The following is a 19,536-nucleotide window of genomic DNA, read 5'->3' on the forward strand; positions in this document are numbered from 1 at the left end:
TCGCCGATCTTGGCGACGCTCTTCGTGAGCGCGGTGACGAGTGCGGCCGTGTGGTCCGCCTCGCCCACCGCGGTCCGGGCCAGATCGGCCGAGCCCGAGACCTGACGGCCGATCTCCTGCACCGAGGCACCCAGCTCCTCGGCGGCCGCCGCCACCGTGTTCACGTTGGACGCGGCCTGCTCGGCGGCGGCCGCGACGGTGGTCGAGCGTTCCGCCGTATCGGCGGCGGTGGACGCCATGGTCTGCGCGGTGGCCTGCAACGCCCCGGCCGAGGTCGAGAGCGTACCGACGATTCCGCTGGTGGCCTGCTCGAACACGTCGGCCATCTGGTGCATCGCCCCGCGGCGCTGCTCCTCGGCGACACGCCGGGCCTCCGCGGTTTCCGCCTCCAGGGCCTTGGTCCGGATCAGGTTGTCCTTGAACACCTGCACGGCCCCGGCCATGGAGCCGAGCTCGTCCCGGCGATCGAGGCCGGGCACCTCCGTCCCGAGCTCTCCGTCGGCGAGGCGCCGCATGGCCGCCGCCAGGCCGACGATCCGCCGGACGACGCGGAACTGCACGATCAGGATTGCCAGCACGGCCAATCCGGCAGCGAACACGATCGCCGTGACGGCGATGGCGAGGTCCTGGCTGGCTTCGGCGGCGGCCGCCCGCGCCTTGTCAACGGCAGAGCCGATGACCGCGGCCGCCGCCTCCGAGACCGCCTTCTGGCGGCTGAAGATCCCTGCATCCCAGTCCGCGCTCGGAACCGAGATCTTGCGGCCGGCCGCGAAATCGGCCGCGACCGACGCCTGGACCTGGACCCATTGCGGATTGGCGTGGGCCGCCTTCGCGCGGGCATAGGCCTCCTTCACGGCGGCGTCGAAATCTCCGATCGCGATGACGCGCTCGGCGACCCGCCAGGCCGTGAGGGTCTCCGTCTCGGCGGCATTCAACCGGACCGCATCCGCGGGCGTGGGGACACGACCGCTGGCCATGATCTCGCCGACCAGGGACGCGGTCCGGCCGCTGCTCGTCCGTGAGAGCCACGTCGCCGCCCGGGCATCGATGAAGCTGCCGAAGGCGGGGTCGAGCGCCTGGATCGTCCGTTCGGTCATGTCGGATGCGGCTTCGAGCTCGGCCAGGAAGCGGTCGCAGAGCTCGTCCAGCTTGATGCCCAGGGCCCGGTCCCGCGCCGCGACGGGCACATTGAACGCCGCGTCCACGGCCGGACGCAACCGCCGCCACGCGTCCACGAGACCCTGGAGGTCGATGCCCTTGGCCTTGAGGGCGCCGTCGCGCACGTCGCCCAGCTCGGCCAGGGCCGCGTTGACGGCCGTGTCGAACGCGGTGCGCCCCTCGAGGGCGGTCTGCCGGTGGAGGCGGAGGGCATCGGCTTCATCCAGAAGCGCGATCTTGGTCCATCCGCGCTCGGTCCGAAGCTGGTTGAGGCTGGCGAAGAGGTCGCGGTCGATCGCCATGTGCTGGGCGACCTGCGTCGCAATATCGGATTTCCTCCTGTTTCCACCGACCTGCAGGGCGGCCAGGACGATAGCCAGAAGACCGACAAGCGAGACGATCGCCATGAGAAGCATGCGAATCGTTATTCTAGGCATGGTCGGCCGTCCGTCTCAGTAGATACCTTCGTATAAATCTAAGCTTATCTCATGTCTAGAATTTTGTGATCCAACTTTATTTTCAACATCCGATAGTAATGATCGCCATATCGCAAAAACTTATCACTACGCCAATCGAGATACAACTTCATATAGAAACGCATCCGGGTAACCGGCATCCATGATTGATCGGATGGGGGCTGGAAACTTGTCGTCCGAGAGTCGGGCCGGGCTTTTCGCCCACCCTTGCTCTGCGATCCGGCGTCGCCGGGAACCCGCGCGGGACCAAGCCGGATCCGGGCGGCCCACCTTCGGGCGTGCGAAAGCGCGCGGCAAAGCGGGCGATGACGGCTCGAAGCGGTGCCGGATGCACGGGGCTCCCCCTGCCCCGCTACGATCCGGGCCTCCCGCTCGGCAGCCCATGCCGGAGATGACCGAACCGCTCGAGCGATCCCGGCCAAGCCCCGGGAGGCGTAAGCATCGCGCTCCGTGCAAGCCGGTGGACCGCCGCCTCAGCGCAGTCGCGCGTGCCAATCCCTCAGCGCGGCCAGCGTCACCACCCGGTCCGGCCATTCCAGCCCGGCCAGGTGCCGGTGCGGGTGACCGGGCTCGCCGAGGTCGGAGAGTGCCGAGAAGGCGCCGTCGAGCCGATGGCTGTCGGTGTAGCGGCTTCGGGTCGCCAGGACCGGCAGGCCGGCGGCGCGGGCCGAGGCGATGCCGGGGGCGGAATCCTCGAAGGCCACCGACTCCGAGGCCGGCACGCCGAGCCGGTCGAGCGCCAGCAGGAAGACGTCGGGGGCGGGCTTCTTGCGGTCGGCCTCGTCGCCGGCCGCGATCACCGCGAAGGGCGCATCGGAGGCCGGAAAGTTCGCCGCCAGCAGCCGATCGACATTCGGCCGGCTGGTGGTGGTGGCGATGGCCAGCCGCAGGCCGCCAGCCCGGGCCTCGGCGATGAGCCGGGCGATCCCTGGGCGCAGGGGCAGCCCGGTCTCGGCCATCAGGTCGCCATACGCGATCGTCTTGCGGGCATGGATCTCGGGCGCCTGCGCGTGGAAGGACGCGGCCTCGCCGGGATGGCGCGTATCGATGTAGTGGCTGAGCCGCTCCTTGCCGCCCATCACGGTGAGCAGGTCGGCGTAGAGCGCCGGGTCCCAGCGCCAGGGCAGGTCCAGCGCCGCGAAGGCGCGGTTGAAGGCCTGCCGGTGCAGGTCCTCGGTCTCGGCCAGCGTGCCGTCGACGTCGAAGATCAGCGCCCTCAGCACGAGAGGTCGCGGCCGGAGGCGCCCTCCGCGCCGGCCCGGATCGCCGCGATGCGCTCCGCATAGGCGTCGGGACCGCCGCTGAAGACCGCGTTGCCGGCCACGAACGTGTCGGCGCCGGCGCGGCTCGCCGCCTTCACGGTCTCGGCGTCGATGCCGCCATCGACCTGGATGCGGATGTCGCGCCCGGCCACCATGGCGCGGATCCGCGCCACGCTCTCCATGGTGCTTTTTAGGAATTTCTGCCCGCCGAAGCCGGGATTGACGGTCATCACCAGCACGAGATCGACCATGTCGAGCACCGGCTCGACCAGGGCGGCGGGGGTGCCGGGATTGATCGCCACGCCGGCGCGCTTGCCGAGGTCGCGGATGGTCTGGAGCGAGCGGTGGATATGCGGCCCGGCCTCGGCATGGACCGTGATCCCGTCGGCCCCGGCCTCCGCAAAGGCCGCGAGATACGGGTCGGCCGGCGCGATCATCAGGTGCACGTCGAAGAATTTTTGCGTGTGCGGGCGCAATGCCTTCACCACCGGGGGGCCGAAGGTGATGTTGGGCACGAAGTGGCCATCCATCACGTCGAGATGGATCCAGTCGGCCCCGGCCGCGTCCACCGCGCGGGTCTCCTCCGCGAGGCGGGCGAAATCGGCGGACAGGATCGACGGGGCGATGACGGGAGGGAGCATGGGATATCCGGGATCGGGCGTGCGCGCATACAGGCCGACAGGGTTCGCCCCGTTTACGTCGCCTCGCCGGCGGTTCCTACCCCCGCGTTTGGCCCTGCCGGATGAGCGCGATGGCGGTCTTCGCTGCCAGCGTCAGGGGCTCGGGCGGTGCCTCCAGGGCGAACCAGTCCAGGCCGTCGTGCTTGTCCGGCTCGATCCCGATGCCGAGTTCCTCGGCGACCTCGCGCTTCACCGCGTCGGCCACGGGCTCGAACAGGTCGACCTTCCCACCCGCCAGCCCCCAATGCCCGACCTCCGGCTCGGCTCTGTCGGTAGCCAGGATCGTCATTGCGAGCGCAGCGAAGCAACCCAGTGATCCGCCACGTCTTGGGAGCGCACGCTGCCCTGGGTTGCTTCGCTGCGCTCGCAATGACGGCGGGGAATGATTGGCTGAGGGACCGGTGCAGGACCAAGGGCAAGTTGCATGGCTCCGTCATTCCGAAACGATGGAGGCGAGCCCCACTCCCTGCAATCAGGGAGGCCCCATCCCAGAAAATCACGCCAGACGGCGGCGGCGTTCCACGAGTTGCATGATCATCGGCGTCAGGATCAGCTGCATGGCCAGATCGAGCTTGCCGCCCGGGATCACGATGGAATTCGCCCGGCTCATGAAGCTGTCGTGGATCATCGACACGAGATAGGAGAAGTCGATCCCCTTCGGATCCTTGAACCGGATCACCACCATCGATTCGTCGGCGGTGGGGATCCAGCGGGCGATGAACGGGTTCGAGGTATCGACGGTGGGAACCCGCTGGAAGTTGATGTCCGTGAACGAGAATTGCGGGCAGATGGTCTGCACGTAATCGGGCATCCGGCGCAGGATCACGTCGGTCACCGCATCCGTGGAATAGCCCCGGAACGAGCGGTCCCGGTGCAGCTTCTGGATCCATTCGAGGTTGATCACCGGCACGACGCCGATCTTCAGGTCGGCGTAGCGGGCGATGTCGACATCCGGGTCGGCCACGCAGCCGTGCAGCCCCTCGTAGAACAGCAGGTCGGAATCCGGCGGGAACGCCTCCCAGGGGGAGAAGCTGCCCTCCGGGATGCCGTAGGCCCGGGCGTCGTGCTGGTCGTGGGCGTAGTGGCGGGTCCGACCGGTGCCGCTCTCGGCGTAGCTGCGGAACACCGCCTCCAGCTCGGGCAGCAGGTTCGCCCGGGGCGCGAAATGCGACAGCGTCGGCTCGCGCGCCATCATGGCCCGCATCGTGTCCCGGTCGAAGGCGTGGAAGCCGTCGCCCTCGATGAACACCGCGCGCACGTCCTCCCGGCGGAAGATCTGCTCGAAGGTGTTGCGCACCGAGGTCGTGCCGGCCCCGGAGGAGCCGGTCACCGAGATAATGGGGTGCCGCGCCGACATGGTTTTGGACTTCGCGTTGCGTCTACGACCGCATCAGCCCGCGCTGGCCGAACAGCGGCGAGCGGCCGGCATCGGGCTTGCCGCCGGCATAGTAGGTGGCCACGCAATCGACCTCCTCGGTGGAGCCGCAGACCAGGGGCGCGCGCTCGTGGATCCCGGTGGCCACCAGGTCGAGGATGCGGGTCTGGCCGTCCGTCGCCGCCCCGCCGGCCTGCTCGACCAGCATCGCCACCGGGGCGACCTCGTAGAGCAGCCGCAGGCGGCCGCGGGCGTAGTTCTTGCGGGCGTCGCCCGGATACAGGAACACGCCGCCCCGGGTCAGCACGCGCTGGATGTCGGCCACCAGCGAGGCGAGCCAGCGCATGTTGTAATCCTTGTCGCGCGGCCCCTCGGTGCCGCGCTGGCAATCCTCGATATAGGCCTTCACCGGGGCGTCCCAGTGCCGGGCGTTGGAGGCGTTGATCGCGTATTCCTTGGCCGAGGCCGGGACCGACATGGCCGGGCTGGTCAGGCGGAACACGCCCTCGGCGCGGTCGAGGACGTAGGATTGCGTGCCGTCGCCCAGGGTCAGGATCAGCGCGGTGGCCGGGCCGTAAGTCACGAAGCCGGCGGCGATCTGGGCGGTGCCGGGGGTCGTGAACGAGGCCAGCGGGTTGGCCGGATCCTTGATCGACGGGCGGATGCCGAAGATCATCCCCACCGCCATGTTGACGCCGATGTTGGACGAGCCGTCGAGCGGGTCGATGGCCACCGCCAGCGGCGCGTCCGGGTTCAGCCGCATCACCTCCTCGGCCTCCTCGGAGGCGACCTCGGCCACGGGGGCGCCCTGCAGGGCGGCGGTCACGCTCTCGTGCGCGATCACGTCGAGCGCCTTCTGCACGTCGCCGTCGCTGTTGTGATCGCCCGCCGCCGCGAGGTCGCCGCCGAGCGCGCCGCGCCCGATCAGGGCGCTGATCTCCACCGCCGAGCCCGCGATCGCACGGATCACCGCGGCGGCATCCTTCAACGCCGGGTTGGCCTCGACCGCCTGCGCCAGGCAGGTCTCGAGAGGCGTCCCGATCGCTGCTGAAATTGCCATCGGCCTATCTCTCCTGCTGGGATCCCGCCTGCCGGGATCGCGCGTTCCGCGCCGGGTCTGTAGCGACCCCTCTATCACCATGATAGCGGGCGGCGCGCCCCGATCGACAAGAACCGGAGACGCCACGCTCAAGATTTCTGGGGGATCTTGTGTCATAGGACAAAAAAAACGAGACCTCCGCCATGCGCAATCTCTCCCTCAAGCAGCTCCAGGCGGTGGCGGCGGTGGCCCGCCTGGGTACCATGACCCGGGCGGCCCAGGAGCTGAACGTCACCTCGGCCGCGCTCTACGCGCGCATCCGGCAGCTCGAGGAGGAGGCCGGCCTGCTGCTGTTCGACCGGACGCCGGGCGGCCTCAAGCCCACCGATGCCGGCCGCGAGATGCTCTGGGCGATCGACAGCATCAACACCGTGCTGGAGACCTGCACCGACCGGCTGCGGACCCTGCGCGGCGCGGAAGGCGGGCGCGTCGCGCTCGGCGTCGTCTCGACGGCCAAGTACTTCGCGCCCCAGGTGATCGCCGGCTTCGTCAAGAAGCATCCGGGCGTCGAGATCAGCCTGTCGGTGCGCAACCGCGGCCAGACCGTCGAGGCCCTGCGCGGCTACGAGATCGACTTCGCCGTGATGGGCCGCCCGCCCCGGGACTTCCCGATCGAGGCCGCGACCTTCGGCCCGCACCCGCTGGTGCTGGTGGCCGCTCCCAGCCACCCGCTCGCCGGCCGGACCGGCCTGTCCCGCGAAGACCTGGCCGACCAGCCGTTCTTCTTCCGCGAAGAGGGCTCCGGCACGCGCACGGTCTTCGAGGAGTTCATGAGCGGCATCCTGGTCAAGCGCGCGCTCCTCGACATCGATACCGGCTCCAACGAGACGATCAAGCAATCGGTGATGGCCGGGCTCGGCATCGCGCTCCTGTCCGTGCATTCCGTGGCGGCCGAGGTCGAGAGCGGTCGCCTCGCCCTCCTCGACGTCAAGGGCCTGCCAATCCGGCGCGACTGGTACGCGGTGCGCCGGGCCGACAAGGTGCTGGGGCCGGCGGCCTCCGCGGTCTGGTCCTACCTGATGAGCGATGGCGCCCGCATGCTGCCGGGCGTGGCGCTACCGGACGCCGCCGGAGCCAAGGCATGAGCGCGGCCGGCATCGTCGTGGCCGGCGCCGGCCAGGCGGGCTTCCAGCTGGCCGCCTCCCTGCGCGAGGGTGGCTTCCGGGACCCGATCACCCTGGTCGGCGACGAGACCGCCCTGCCCTACCAGCGGCCGCCCCTGTCCAAGGCCTATCTCGCCGGCAAGACCGACGCGGAGGGCCTGTTCCTGCGCCAGCCCGGCTTCTTCGCCGAGCACGCCATCGCCCACCGGCCGGGGATCCGGGCCGTCGCGATCGACCGGGCCGGGCGGCGCCTGCATCTCTCGGACGGCCAGAGCCTCGCCTACGACCACCTCGTTCTGGCCACCGGCGCCCGCAACCGGCCGCTGCCGGTGCCGGGGGCCGATTTCCCGAATGTGCGCCAATTGCGCGGGCTCGCAGATGCCGACGCGCTCCGGACGGCGCTCGGCGAGGCCAGGGCGATCGTGGTGATCGGCGCCGGCTTCATCGGGCTGGAATTCGCCGCCGTGGCCGCCGCCCGGGGCCTGTCGGTGACCGTCGTGGAGGCGGCCGACCGGCCGATGGCCCGGGCGGTCTCGCCGGAGATCGCGCAGTTCTTCCGCAGCGCCCATGAGGCGATGGGCGTGCGCTTCGCGTTCGGGGCCGGCGTGACCGCGGTCACCGGACGGGACGGCCGCGCCACCGGCATCACCCTGGCCGATGGAAGGGAGCTGCCCGCCGACTTCATCCTGATCGGCATCGGCGTGCTGCCGAACCGGGAGCTCGCCGCGGAGGCCGGACTTCCGGCGGAGGACGGGGTGCGGGTCGACGCGTTCCTGGCGACGCCCGATCCGGCGATCTCGGCGATCGGCGATTGCGTCCGCTTCCCGAGCCCGTTCGCCCACGGGCTCAGCCCCGACGGCACCGTGCGGATCGAGTCGGTGCAGAACGCCATCGACCAGGGTCGCTGCCTCGCCGCGCGCCTCAACGGCAAGCCGGCGGCCTACGGGGCGCTGCCGTGGTTCTGGAGCGACCAGGGCCCGCACAAGCTGCAGATCGCCGGCCTGTCCGGGCCCGGCGATACCAGCGTGGTCCGGGGCTCCGGCCCGGCATTCTCGGTGTTCCGCTTCCGGGACGGGGCCTTGAGCGCCGTGGAATCGGTCGACCGGGCCGCCGACCACATGATCGCCCGGCGCCTGCTGGCGGCGGGCACGCGGCTCACCCCCGAGCAGGCGGCCGATCCCGGCTTCGACCTCAAGGCGCTGGCGATGGCGCGGCCCTGACCGGCCCGGTCAATCCGAGAAGGCGATCTTCGGGCCCGGCCGCTGGAGAGCCGCCGCCGTGGCGATCCCGAGGGCCAGGATCGTGACCGCGCAGGTGGCGAGCGCCCCGAACTGCCCGAGCTGCAGCAGCGCCTGGCCCAGGACCGCGACCCCGAGCGCCTGACCGCAGAAGAACGAGAAGGCGTGCAGCGCCACCGCGGAGGCGCGGGCGGTCGGCGCGACCTCGGTCACCTGGGTCTGGAAGGTGTTGTGCAGCATGTAGAAGCCGAGCCCCATGGCGGTGAGCGCCGCGCAATCGACCTGCCAGCTTCCGGCCAGCCCGACCACGGTGAGCGCGGCGCCGCAGATCAGCCCGCCGCCGATCAGCATCCGGGGCATGCCGAGCAGCCGCACCAGCAGGCCGACCAGGGCCGAGTAGAGCAGGCCGCCGATGGCGAAGCCGGCGAGCACCAGGCCGGCCTCGCGCGGGCCGCCCTCACCGCGGGCCTCGATCAGCGGGGCGAGATGCGGGAACACGCCGAAGATCGCGATTGCCTCGATGAACACCGCCGAGAACAGGATCCGGGCGCGCGGATTGGCCAGGATGGTGCGGTAGCGCCGCACCGCCTGCCCGAAGGCCGGGCGGCGGGCGGGGGCGCGGCCGGTGCGGTCGAAGCCGAACACCGTCGCGGCGCAGGCGATGGCGGCGACCAGCGCGGTCACGGCGAACACGCCCCGCCAGCCGATCGCGACCTCGATCAGCCCCGCGAAGGTCGAGCCGGTGAGCTGCCCGAGGATCGCCGCCACCAGGAAGCGCCCGATCGCCACCTGCCGCCGGTCCATGGGCACCCGGTCGCCCAGCAGCGCCAGCGACAGCGGGATGCAGCCGCCCGCCGCCGCCCCCGCCAGCATCCGCAGGCCGAACAGGGCGCCGATATTGGGGGCCAGGCTGCACAGGACGAGGGCGCCCGCGAGCACCGCCAGGCAGACGCTCATCACCCGCTCCTTGCCGAGCGCGTCGCCCACCGGGCCGAGCACCGGCTGGATGAAGGCGTAGGGCAGCGCGAAGGCGGTGGAGAGCAGCGCCACCGTATGCGCGTCGCTGCCGAGGTCCCGGGCCAGCACGCCGACCAGGGGCTCGACCGAGCGCAGCGCGAAGGTGCTGCCGAACCCGGCGCAGGCCAGCACGACGATCAGGCGCGGGATCGAGCCGGCTGCCGGCTCCGGCGCGCGGGTCGCGGGCGGCGTGAGGGCCGGCTCTTGGCGGTCGAGCATAGGGCGGATTCGCAAGGCGGGCGGAACTCGATGCGGCATCGCATCTCCTTGGCCGAAGCGGAACCCCACCGGGATCAGTGCACGTAGAAGGCCGGGTCCGAATTGTCGCTCGGATGCTCGAACGCCCAGCGGAGCGCCGAGGACAGGGGGATGTTGTAGGTCAGCCCCCGCGGCGGCACCGGCTTGAGGAACCAGGTCTCGTAGATCGTCATGATCGCGGGGCTGCGGTAGAGATCCGCGGTGGCCTTATCGACCACCGCCTTGAAGGCCGGGTCGTCCCGGCGCAGCATGATCCCGTAGGGCTCCGGATCGGACAGGGTCTCCTGGCTGATCACGTAGGCCGCCGGATCCTTCGACTGGGCCGCCACGACGCTGAGTTGCACGTCGTCCATCACGAAGGCCGCCGCCCGGCCGGTCTCGACCATCAGGAAGGCTTCCGGCACATCCTTGGCGGCGATCACCGTGATGCCGAGCTTGCGCTCGTTGTTGGCCTTGATCAGCATCAGGATGTTGGTCGAGCCGGCCACCGACGAGACCACCTTGCCGCGCAGATCATCCAGGCTGGCGAACTTCTGGTCCTTCCGGGACACGAACCGGGTTGCCGTCAGGAAGTGGGTGTTGGTGAAGGCGACCTGCTTCTTGCGCTCCGCGTTGTTGGTCGTGGTGCCGCATTCGAGATCGGTGGTGTTGTTGGTCATCAGCGGGATGCGGGACGAGGAATTCACGAACTCCATCGCGACCTCGAGCCCCGGCATCTTCAATTCGCGCTTCACGGCATCGGCGATCGTCCGGCAGATATCGACCGCGAAGCCGACCACCTTCTGGTTCTGGTCCAGGTAGCTGAACGGCGGCGAGCTATCGCGCACGCCGAGCACGAGCCGGTTGCTGTCCTTGATCTTCTTGAGGGTGCCGGTCAGCGGGTCGGCCTGCGCCGCCGGGGGTAGGATCGCGAGCAGCACGGCGAGGATCGGGGTGAGCAGGCGCATGGGCTGGCGGGCTCCGGGATCGTGCATCGGGGCGCCGTCCGAGCTGGCCGGCGGGGTGCCCGACCGCGTGCCGGAACGGGCGCCCGTCCATCCCTCAGCAAGAGTCCGGCCGCGACAATGCCGAACGGTCGGCCGAAGACCCGTTTCCGATCACATCGGGCCGCCTGATGCCGGTTATCACCCGGATTCATCCGCGTGCAGCACCGGCAACGTCCGCAGGGCCGCGGTGGCGTAATCGAGGAAGGCGTTCACCCGGGCGGGCCGGAGCCCCTGGCTCGGGGTCACGAGCTGGACCGGCATCGGCGGCGGTTCGTGGGCCGCGAGCAGGCGCACGAGGCGACCGGCGGCGATGTCCTCGGCGGTCTGGTAAGAGAGCACCCGGGCGATGCCCCGGCCGGCTCGGGCCGCGATCAGCGCCGCCTCGATCTCGTTGACGATCAGCCGTGGTGCCAAGCGCACGCGGTTGGCCCCGAAGCGCCATTCGCGCAGATTGGCCCGGACCATGCCCAGGATCGTATCGTGGTCGCTCAAGTCGGCGGGCGTCCGGGGCGTGCCCCGCGCCGCGAGGTAGCTCGGGCTCGCCACTACGACCTCGCGCACCTGCCCGACGCGGCGCACGACGAGGCGGGATTCGGCCAGCTGCCCGATCCGCAGGGCGACGTCGATGCCCTCCTCCACCAGGTCGAGGTTGCGGTCGGCCAGCACCAGTTCGACCTGTGCCTCCGCGTAGGCGTCGAGGAAGCCCGACACGATCGGCGCGACATGCTTGCGCCCGAACAGGACCGGGGCCGTGACCCGCACCAGGCCGCGGACCGCGTCGCCCGCCGCGCCGGAGACGGCCGCCTCGTAGCCCGCAAGCAGGCTGCGCGCCCGCTCGGCCAGTTCGAGCCCCGCCGGGGTCGGGGCGAGGCGCCGGGTCGTGCGCTCCACCAGCCGGGTCCCGGCCCGCGTCTCCAGGCTCGCCAAGGCTCGGGTCGCGGCGGCGGCCGAGCGGCGCGACCGGCGCGCAGCCCCGGCGAGGCTGCCGACATCGATGATCGCGACGAAGAGGGCGAGCTCGTCCAGCCGGTCCATGGATCATTTTACAAGGTGAAATTCTGACTGCCACAGGTTCCGGATTATCGCTGCACTTTGCAAGAGCCATATTCGGGCCTCGCTGGAGACCCCGACCATGTCCGACCCCGACCTGACCCTCTACGGCCTGCGCCTCTCGGGCCATTCGCACCGCGCGGAACTGTTCCTGTCCCTGCTGGGGCTGCCCTATCGCTTCGTCGAGGTGGCGGGCGCGGAGCAGCGGGCCGCCGCCGATTTCCGGCGCCTCAACCCGCTGGGCCAGATCCCGGTCCTGACCGATGGCGCGGCGGTGATCCCTGACAGCAACGCGATCCTGGTCTACCTGGCCGCGCGCTACGCGCCGGAGAACGGCTGGATGCCGGCCGATCCGTTGGCCGCCGCGGAAGTCCAGCGCTGGCTCTCGATCGCCTCCGGCGAGGTCCGCACCGGGCCCGCCCTGGCCCGGCTGATGGTGGTGTTCGGCGCGACCGCCGACCGGGCGGCGGTCCACGCGACCGCGGCCCGGATCCTCACCTTCATGGACGGGCATCTGGCCGAGCGCCGGTATCTCGCCGCCGAGCGGGCGACGCTCGCCGACATCGCCTGCTATTCCTACGTCGCCCACGCCCCCGAGGGCGGCGTCTCGCTCGCGCCCTATCCGGCCGTGCCGGCCTGGATCGCCCGGGTGGAGGCCCTGCCGGGCTTCATCCCGATGCCGGCCTCTGCCATCCCCGAACAGGCGTGAGGTGCGCCATGGCCGATTTCCACGCAGACGAACTCATCGCCCAGGCCCATGCCGGGCACATCCTGGGCGGGACCCCGGCGATCCGGCCGTTCATGCCCGATCAGCATCGCCTGTTCTTCGCGGGACTCCCCTATCTCCTGATCGGGACCGCGGACGCCGCCGGCGCGCCGGTCGCGACCCTCCTGACAGGGCCGCCCGGCTTCGTGCACAGCCCGGACGCGACGCATCTCGCCATCACGGCGGTGCTCGACCCCGCCGATCCGGCGGCCGAGTTCCTCAAGCCGGGTTCCGAGGCCGGGATCCTCGGCATCGATCTGGCGACCCGGCGGCGCAACCGCGCCAACGGCCGCATCGTGAGCCGCGACCGGGGCGGCCTGACCGTGGCGGTGGACCAGAGCTTCGGCAATTGCCCGCAATACATCCAGCGGCGCGTGGTCGAGCCGGTGCGGCGCGAGCCGGGCCCGACCGAGATCCTGTCGGCCCTGGATCCGGAAGCCGGAGCGCTGATCGATGCCGCCGACACGCTGTTCGTGGCGACCCGGTCGCGGGACGGCCTTCGGGAGGGCGGCGCCGACATCTCGCATCGGGGCGGGCGGCCGGGCTTCGTCCGGCGCCGCGGCGACGTGCTGACGGTGCCGGATTTCTCCGGCAACCTTTACTTCAACACCCTGGGCAACCTGATCGGCGAGCCGCGGGCGGCGCTTCTGTTCCTCGACTTCACCAGGGGCGACCTGCTGGTCCTGCAGGGGCGCACCGAGATCGACTGGACGGGCGCGACGGGTCTCCTCGGCGCGCAGCGCTCCTGGTCCTTCACGGTGACGGGAGGCTGGCGGCGCCGGGCTTCCGTTCCCCTGCGCTGGAGCGCGCCCGAGCCGGCGCCGCAACTCGCGCGCACCGGCATCTGGGCCGAGGCCGAGCGGGTCTGATCGTCAGGCCGCGCCGGCAGCCGCAGCCTCGTGTTCCTGGGCGAGCTTCGCATCCGCGGCCGCGACGGTCTGGAAGGCCGGGCGGCCGCGGACACGGGCGACATAGGCGGACAGAACCGGATCGGGCGCGACCAGGCCGAAGCCCATCGTCCAGCCGAGCGCGCTGCCCCACAGGATGTCGGCGGCGCTGAAGCGCTCGCCCAGCAGGTACGGGCCCGGCTTCAGCGCCTCGGTGATGCGCGCGATGACGCTGTCGTAATCGGCATAGGCCGACATGGCCCGCGGCCCGGGCTCGCACTTGAGATGGCGATCGATGACGGCGGGCTCGAAGCAGGAGCCGTAGAACACCATCCAGCGCAGATACGTCCCCCGGGCGGGATCGGTGAGGGCGGGCGCGAGGCCGGCCTCGGGGAACAGGTCGGCCAGATACAGGTAGACCGCCGCCTGCTCGGTCACCAGCGCCTCGCCGTGGCGGATCGCCGGCACCTTCGCCATCGGGTTGATCGCGCGATAGGCGTCTCCGAGATGCTCGCCCGCCCGCATGTTGAGCACGTGCAGGCGATGCGGCGCGCCCAGTTCCTCCAACAGCACGCGGACACCGGTCGAGCGCGTATTGGGCGCGTGATAGAACGCGATCTCCGGCGTAAGCGTCATGGATGATCCTCCAGAATTCTCTGACTCGCGGCGCGACACGCTTCGTCCCGCGGGCGAGGCGGGTCAATCGTGCAGCGCGCCGATCCGGCCCGGCAGAACATCCCGGCGTGGCCGATGCCGTTCTGTACGGGGACCTCTCTTCCGCAGGGACCGGAATCGCGGCAGGGACGTTGGGCGTTTGTGCGTTGCCGCGCGTTGGGCTGCCGGCCGGCTCAGCGCGACCCGGGGATTCGAGTTCTGATGGCGAAGATACTGTTGGTCGAGGACCATGAAGAGATCTGGGACTTCCTGTCCCGACGCCTCAAGCGCCGTGGCTACGAGGTGATCCTGGCCCATGACGGCGAGGCCGGCGTCCAGCAGGCCCGGTCGGGCCAGCCCGACGTGATCCTGCTCGACATGAACCTGCCGATCCTCGACGGCTGGTCGGCGGCGCGGGCGCTGAAATCCGGATCCGACACGCGGGCGATCCCGATCATCGCGCTCACCGCCCACGCCATGTCCGGGGACCGGGACAAGGCAATCCAGGCGGGCTGCGACGACTACCATCCCAAGCCGGTCGATTTCTCCAAGCTGCTCAGCCAGATCAGCGCCGCCCTGGGCGAGACCGCGCAAGCGGGCTGAGCTCGGCCGGCACGGCAGGCTCCCCGAACCGCACCGCTTCCGCGGGCGGCCATGTCCCAGAGTTCGATCAAGAGTGGAGCGTACCCGTGAGCGAGGATCCCGTCACCGCCCAGCGCCTCAAGCAGGGCCTGCCGGTCATCGTCGCGCTGGCTTCGACGCTCCTCGTCGTGTCGATCATGGCGGCCCTGTATCTCGGGCGCGAGATCCTGGTGCCGGTGACGCTGGCGATCCTGCTGAGCTTCGTCCTGGTGCCGGCGGTGCGGGTGCTCCGGCGGATCCGCGTGCCGCGGGCGGCGGCGGTCCTGCTGGTCGTCGTGATCGTGTTCGGCGCCCTGTTCGGGATCGGCAGCCTCATCGCCACCGAGGCGTCGCAGCTCGCCTCCGACCTGCCGCGCTACACCCAGGTGATGCGCACCAAGATCAAGGACCTGCGCGGCGCCACCGCGGGAGCCGGGACGCTGTCGCGGATGGTGGACATGGTCCAGGACCTGAGCGCCACGCTGCAGCCGCCCCCGGCCATCGAGGTCAAGGGCGAGCCGGGAACCCGCACGCACCCGCTCACCGTCGAGATCAGCCCCGCCCGGGCGAGCGTCGTCGAGACGTTTCAGACTTTCGCGGGCCCGATCCTGCACCCGCTGGCCACCACCGGGCTGATCCTGATCTTCACGATCTTCATCCTGCTCCAGCGCGAGGATTTGCGGAACCGGGCGATCCGGCTGGCGGGCGGCTCAGGGGACCTGCGCCGGGTCACGGCGGCGATCGACGACGCGACCAGCCGGCTCAGCCGGTTCTTCCTGGCCCAGCTCGCCCTCAACATCGCCTTCGGGGTGGTGATCGGGGTCGGCCTCTGGCTGATCGGCGTGCCGAGCCCGACGCTGTTCGGCGTGCTCGCCGCGATCCTGCGCTTCGTCCCCTATATCGGCGCCGCGATCAGCGCCCTGCTGCCGCTGATCCTCGCCGCCGCGGTCGATCCCGGCTGGACCATGGTGATCGCCACCGCGGCCCTGTTCCTGGTGGTCGAGCCGATCGCCGGCCACGTGATCGAGCCGCTGCTCTACGGCCACTCGACCGGGCTGTCGCCGATCGCCGTGATCCTGGCGGCCACGATCTGGACCTTCCTGTGGGGGCCGATCGGCCTGGTGCTGGCCACCCCGCTCACCGTCTGCCTGGTCGTGCTCGGCCGGCACGTCGAGCGGCTCTGGTATCTCGACGTGCTGCTCGGCGACCGGCCCGCCCTGGCGCCGCCGGAGATCTTCTATCAGCGCATGCTCGCGGGCGACCCGGCCGAGGCGATCGACCAGGGCTGGCAGTTCCTCAAGGAGCGCGCCCTCGTCACCTATTACGATGAGGTGGCGCTTGCCGGCCTGCTGCTCGCGCAGGAGGACCTCTCACGCGGCACCCTGGACCGCGCCCGCCAGGACGAGGTCGGCGCCGCGATCCGCACCGTGGTGGCGCGGCTCGGGACCGCGCCGGTGGCGCGGCGGACCTGGCGCGGATCGGCGCGCTCGCCCGACACCGAGACCGCCGCGGCTCTGGCGGCCATCGGTCCGGACCGGCAGGTGGCCGGCATCGTGCTCGCCCGCGAGGATCTGGCACCGGCCTGGCGCAGCGAGACGCCGGTCCTGTGCGTGTCGAGCCGCGGCCCGTTCGACGAGGCGGCGACGCTGATGCTCAGCCAGATCCTGGCCCGGCACGGGCTCGCCTCGCAGACCCTGTCGATGGCCGCGATCCGCGCCGGCGAGCGGCCGGAGAAGCCGGAGGGCCTCGCGCTGATCTGCTTCTCCTATCTGGAGCCGGTCAGCCTGTCGCAGATCCGCTTCACCGTGCGGCAGGCCCGCGCAGCGGTGCCGGGCGTGCGCATTCTGGTGGGCTTCTGGCGCGAGCGCGACCCGGCCACCCTGGACCGCCTCCGCCGGGCGACCTCGGCGGATTTTCTGGTCACCTCGCTGAACGAGGCGCTCTCGGCAGTCCTCACCGCCTGCCGCGAGCCGGCGCCGACGCGGGTCGCCGCGGCGCCCGTGAAGGCCTTGCCCGGCCCGGCCCGGACGGCGGCGGCCTAGCCGGCCCACGACTGCGCCTCGCGCGGCAAGCGCGACATTGGCGCCGTCGACAACGTCGATGGGCCCCCTAGAGTCGCTGCCGGATGTCGGTCGCTACCGACATCCGCTCCGTCCAAGTCCGAAAGAATCAAGACCGCGCGGCATGTCCGACTCTCCCGAAAAACCCCCGATCGGACCGAGCGCCGTGGTCCAGGACGGCGCGGCCAGCGACGTCTCCGACCGCACCAGCGACATCTTCTTCGCCGCGGTGGAAACCACCCGGATGCCGATGATCGTCACCGATCCGCGCCAGCCGGACAACCCGATCATCTTCGCCAACCGCGCGTTCCTGGCGATGACCGGCTACACGCCGGAGGAGCTCGTCGGCCGCAATTGCCGGTTCCTGCAGGGGCCCGAGACCGACCGCGAGACCGTCGACCAGATCCGCACGGCGATCGCCGAGAAGCGCGAATTCGCGACCGAGATCCTGAACTACCGCAAGAACGGCTCGAGCTTCTGGAACGCCCTGTTCGTCTCGCCGGTGTACAATTCGGCCGGCGAGCTGGTGTATTTCTTCGGCTCGCAGCTCGACGTCTCGCGCCGCCGCGACGCCGAGGAGGCGCTGGGCCAGGCGCAGAAGATGGAGGCGCTGGGCCAGCTCACCGGCGGCATCGCGCACGATTTCAACAACCTGCTGCAGGTGATCGTCGGCTATGTCGACATCCTGGCGTCCGGGCTGGAGAAGCCGGATGCCGACCGCGCCCGGCTGGGGCGCGCCACCGACAACATCCGCCAGGCGGCCGAGCGCGCGACGACGCTGACGCAGCAGCTCCTGGCCTTCGCCCGCAAGCAGCGGCTGGACGGGCGCGCGGTCAACCTCAACACGCTGATCGAGGGGATGCGCGAGATGGTCGCCCGCTCGGTGGGCGAAGTGGTGACGATCGAGCTGGATCTCGCCCAGGACCTCTGGAACTGCCGCGTCGACCCGACCCAGGCCGAGGTCGCGATCCTCAACGTGCTGATCAACGCCCGCGACGCGATGCCGGAGGGCGGCACCGTCCGGATCACCACCAAGAACACCGAGGTCGTGTCGAGCGGCGAGATCGGGCCGCTCCGCCCCGGCCGCTACGTCAGCATCGCCATCCAGGATACCGGCACCGGCATCCCGCCTGCCGTGCTCGCCCGGGTGATGGACCCGTTCTTCACGACCAAGGAGGAGGGCAAGGGCACCGGACTCGGCCTGTCGATGGTCTACGGCTTCGCCAAGCAATCGGGGGGCGCCGCCCAGATCGAGTCCGCGGTCGGCGCCGGCACGACGGTACGCCTGTCCTTCCCGGCAACCGATGGCGACGCGCATGCCCCGTCCAAGGTCTCGCACCGGGCGGTGGACCGCCAGGGCACCGAGACGATCCTGATCGTCGACGACCGCGAGGACGTGGCCGAGCTCGCCCGCACCATCCTGCGGGATTTCGGCTACACCACCCTGATGGCCGGCAATGCCCGGGAGGCGCTGGAGATCCTCGATTCCAGCGAGCGCATCGACCTGCTGTTCACCGACCTGATCATGCCCGGCGGCATGAACGGCGTGCTGCTCGCCCGGGAAGCGCGCCGCCGCCAGCCCAAGCTCAAGGTCCTGCTCGCCACGGGCTACGCGGAGGCGAGTTTGGAGCGAACCGATATCGGCGGTTCGGAGTTTGACCTTCTCAACAAGCCTTACCGGCGCACGGAACTGGTCCGCCGCGTGCGGGCGATCCTCGACGGTCCGACCGGCGTAGGCTGAGCGTGAGGAGAGGCGCGATGGCGCAGGGAGACAAGGCGAAATACACCGAGAAGCAGAAGCGCAAGGCCGAGCACATCGCCGAGTCCTACGAGGCGCGCGGCGTGCCGGAGAAGGAGGCGGAATCCCGCGCCTGGGCCACCGTCAACAAGGACGACGGCGGCGGCAAGAAGCCGGGCGGCTCCGGCCGCGGCAAGGATACGGGACACCCGGCGGCCCACAAGGGCGGCGCCACGGGCGGCAAGGCCGCAGCCAGCCGGACACCGGAACAGCGCTCGGCCTCGGCCAAGAAGGCGGCGGCGACGCGCAAGGCGAATGCCGCGGCGAGCGCGTGATGGGCTGAAGTGAGCCGAAGGGTCAGCGGCTCATTCTCAATGTCTGGAACCAGCCAAACCGGGCACGAAATTGCTTGACGGATTTGTACCGTATACGGCACTGTGTACCGCGTACGGTACGGACCGTCAGTGACGCAGAAAAAAGTTCCCGCTTCATTCTATAGGACGACCACCGGCACCGAACCGGTGCGAGACTGGATCCTTAGCCTGTCGGCTGACGACCGGAAGATTGTCGGTACTGACATCGCGATCGTCGAGTTCGGCTGGCTTGTCGGGATGCCGACCTGCAAATCGCTCGGCAATGGGCTTTGGGAGGTCCGCAGCGATCTGACCGGCGGGAAGATTGGGCGAGTCATCTTCGTCATGCATCAGGGTCAGATGGTCCTACTGCACGGGTTCGTGAAGAAGGCGCAGAAGACCCCGTTGTCCGACATCCGTATCGCCACCAAGCGCCAGAAAGAGCTTCAGCGATGAGCGAACGCATCGGATCTTCTTTTGAGAGCTTCCTCAACGAAACGGGAAGCAAGGAAGACATCTACGCGGCGGCAACCAAGCGTGTTCTGGCATGGCAGATCGAACAGGCCATGGAAGCGCAGAACATGTCCAAAACGCAGATGGCGAAGAAGATGAAAACCAGCCGTAGCCAGCTCGACCGGCTGCTCGATCCAACAAATATGGCTGTTCAGATTGATACCATCCAAAAAGCGGCAGAGGCTGTTGGACGAAAGCTGGTGATCGAGCTGCGCGAACCAGCGCCGGTCTAAATCTTTCTG

Annotated in this window: 20 protein-coding genes; 10 read left to right on the forward strand and 10 right to left on the reverse strand. The window is 70.2% G+C overall.

What is annotated here, in order from left to right:
- The 6 genes from WYO_RS19570 to WYO_RS19595 all read right to left on the reverse strand — a co-directional run.
- A partial coding sequence (locus WYO_RS19570) for a methyl-accepting chemotaxis protein (protein ID WP_052311435.1) occupies positions 1-1,574 on the reverse strand: 1,574 nt, incomplete at its 3' end.
- 533 nt (positions 1,575-2,107) lie between these two features.
- Positions 2,108-2,857, reverse strand: coding sequence for an HAD-IA family hydrolase (locus tag WYO_RS19575; protein WP_007565695.1), 750 nt, complete (start codon positions 2,855-2,857; stop codon positions 2,108-2,110).
- Entirely contained in the window at positions 2,851-3,537 is a 687-nt protein-coding gene (rpe, locus tag WYO_RS19580) for a ribulose-phosphate 3-epimerase (protein ID WP_007565697.1), read from the reverse strand. The genes WYO_RS19575 and rpe overlap by 7 nt, the downstream gene beginning before the upstream one ends.
- 76 nt (positions 3,538-3,613) lie before the next feature.
- On the reverse strand, positions 3,614-3,865 hold the full coding sequence (locus tag WYO_RS19585) for an NUDIX domain-containing protein (RefSeq protein ID WP_007565699.1): 252 nt from the start codon (positions 3,863-3,865) through the stop codon (positions 3,614-3,616).
- 207 nt (positions 3,866-4,072) lie between these two features.
- Positions 4,073-4,933: a phosphoribulokinase gene (locus WYO_RS19590; RefSeq protein ID WP_007565701.1), complete on the reverse strand. Its 861-nt coding sequence runs from the start codon at positions 4,931-4,933 to the stop codon at positions 4,073-4,075.
- A gap of 22 nt (positions 4,934-4,955) precedes the next feature.
- A complete protein-coding gene (locus WYO_RS19595; protein ID WP_007565703.1) occupies positions 4,956-6,011 on the reverse strand; it encodes a class 1 fructose-bisphosphatase in 1,056 nt (351 codons plus the stop codon).
- 182 nt (positions 6,012-6,193) lie between these two features.
- Here WYO_RS19595 and WYO_RS19600 point away from each other — a divergent pair, with 182 nt between their 5' ends.
- Together WYO_RS19600 and WYO_RS19605 are read left to right on the forward strand one after the other, a co-directional pair.
- Positions 6,194-7,135: a LysR family transcriptional regulator gene (locus tag WYO_RS19600; RefSeq protein ID WP_007565705.1), complete on the forward strand. Its 942-nt coding sequence runs from the start codon at positions 6,194-6,196 to the stop codon at positions 7,133-7,135.
- The gene (locus WYO_RS19605) at positions 7,132-8,373 is read left to right on the forward strand and encodes an FAD-dependent oxidoreductase (protein ID WP_007565707.1); all 1,242 of its coding nucleotides are present in this window, start codon (positions 7,132-7,134) and stop codon (positions 8,371-8,373) included. The genes WYO_RS19600 and WYO_RS19605 overlap by 4 nt, the downstream gene beginning before the upstream one ends.
- Before the next feature lie 9 nt (positions 8,374-8,382).
- Here the strand turns inward: WYO_RS19605 and WYO_RS19610 are convergent, their stop codons facing one another.
- The 3 genes from WYO_RS19610 to WYO_RS19620 form a co-directional block, all read right to left on the reverse strand.
- Positions 8,383-9,627: an MFS transporter gene (locus WYO_RS19610; RefSeq protein WP_081497009.1), complete on the reverse strand. Its 1,245-nt coding sequence runs from the start codon at positions 9,625-9,627 to the stop codon at positions 8,383-8,385.
- Positions 9,628-9,701: 74 nt separating this feature from the next.
- Positions 9,702-10,613 (reverse strand): amino acid ABC transporter substrate-binding protein, encoded by a 912-nt coding sequence (locus WYO_RS19615; protein ID WP_007565711.1) that lies wholly within the window; start codon positions 10,611-10,613, stop codon positions 9,702-9,704.
- Between the two features lie 177 nt (positions 10,614-10,790).
- The gene (locus WYO_RS19620; protein ID WP_007565713.1) at positions 10,791-11,687 is read right to left on the reverse strand and encodes a LysR substrate-binding domain-containing protein; all 897 of its coding nucleotides are present in this window, start codon (positions 11,685-11,687) and stop codon (positions 10,791-10,793) included.
- Between the two features lie 97 nt (positions 11,688-11,784).
- Between WYO_RS19620 and WYO_RS19625 the strand changes: the two genes are divergently transcribed.
- Both WYO_RS19625 and WYO_RS19630 read left to right on the forward strand, forming a co-directional pair.
- Positions 11,785-12,411, forward strand: coding sequence for a glutathione S-transferase (locus tag WYO_RS19625; protein ID WP_007565715.1), 627 nt, complete (start codon positions 11,785-11,787; stop codon positions 12,409-12,411).
- An 8-nt stretch (positions 12,412-12,419) separates the two neighbouring features.
- The gene (locus tag WYO_RS19630; RefSeq protein ID WP_007565717.1) at positions 12,420-13,337 is read left to right on the forward strand and encodes a pyridoxamine 5'-phosphate oxidase family protein; all 918 of its coding nucleotides are present in this window, start codon (positions 12,420-12,422) and stop codon (positions 13,335-13,337) included.
- A gap of 3 nt (positions 13,338-13,340) precedes the next feature.
- On the opposite strand, the gene WYO_RS19635 is transcribed toward WYO_RS19630, so the two are convergent.
- Complete coding sequence (locus WYO_RS19635) at positions 13,341-13,991, reverse strand: glutathione S-transferase family protein (RefSeq protein ID WP_007565719.1); 651 nt, start codon at positions 13,989-13,991, stop codon at positions 13,341-13,343.
- A gap of 240 nt (positions 13,992-14,231) precedes the next feature.
- On the opposite strand from WYO_RS19635, the gene WYO_RS19640 reads away from it, so the two are divergent.
- From WYO_RS19640 to WYO_RS19665, 6 genes are all read left to right on the forward strand, one after another.
- The gene (locus tag WYO_RS19640) at positions 14,232-14,612 is read left to right on the forward strand and encodes a response regulator (protein ID WP_007565721.1); all 381 of its coding nucleotides are present in this window, start codon (positions 14,232-14,234) and stop codon (positions 14,610-14,612) included.
- A gap of 86 nt (positions 14,613-14,698) precedes the next feature.
- The gene (locus tag WYO_RS19645) at positions 14,699-16,672 is read left to right on the forward strand and encodes an AI-2E family transporter (protein WP_007565723.1); all 1,974 of its coding nucleotides are present in this window, start codon (positions 14,699-14,701) and stop codon (positions 16,670-16,672) included.
- A 142-nt stretch (positions 16,673-16,814) separates the two neighbouring features.
- Positions 16,815-18,431: a hybrid sensor histidine kinase/response regulator gene (locus tag WYO_RS19650; RefSeq protein ID WP_039903438.1), complete on the forward strand. Its 1,617-nt coding sequence runs from the start codon at positions 16,815-16,817 to the stop codon at positions 18,429-18,431.
- Positions 18,432-18,448: 17 nt separating this feature from the next.
- Positions 18,449-18,763 (forward strand): hypothetical protein, encoded by a 315-nt coding sequence (locus WYO_RS19655; protein WP_007565727.1) that lies wholly within the window; start codon positions 18,449-18,451, stop codon positions 18,761-18,763.
- 129 nt (positions 18,764-18,892) lie between these two features.
- Positions 18,893-19,237: a type II toxin-antitoxin system RelE/ParE family toxin gene (locus WYO_RS19660; protein ID WP_007565728.1), complete on the forward strand. Its 345-nt coding sequence runs from the start codon at positions 18,893-18,895 to the stop codon at positions 19,235-19,237.
- Complete coding sequence (locus tag WYO_RS19665) at positions 19,234-19,527, forward strand: helix-turn-helix domain-containing protein (protein ID WP_007565730.1); 294 nt, start codon at positions 19,234-19,236, stop codon at positions 19,525-19,527. The genes WYO_RS19660 and WYO_RS19665 overlap by 4 nt, the downstream gene beginning before the upstream one ends.
- The last annotated feature ends 9 nt before the right edge of the window (positions 19,528-19,536 follow it).

It is taken from the genome of Methylobacterium sp. GXF4 (genome assembly GCF_000272495.1).
Taxonomy (GTDB): domain Bacteria; phylum Pseudomonadota; class Alphaproteobacteria; order Rhizobiales; family Beijerinckiaceae; genus Methylobacterium; species Methylobacterium brachiatum.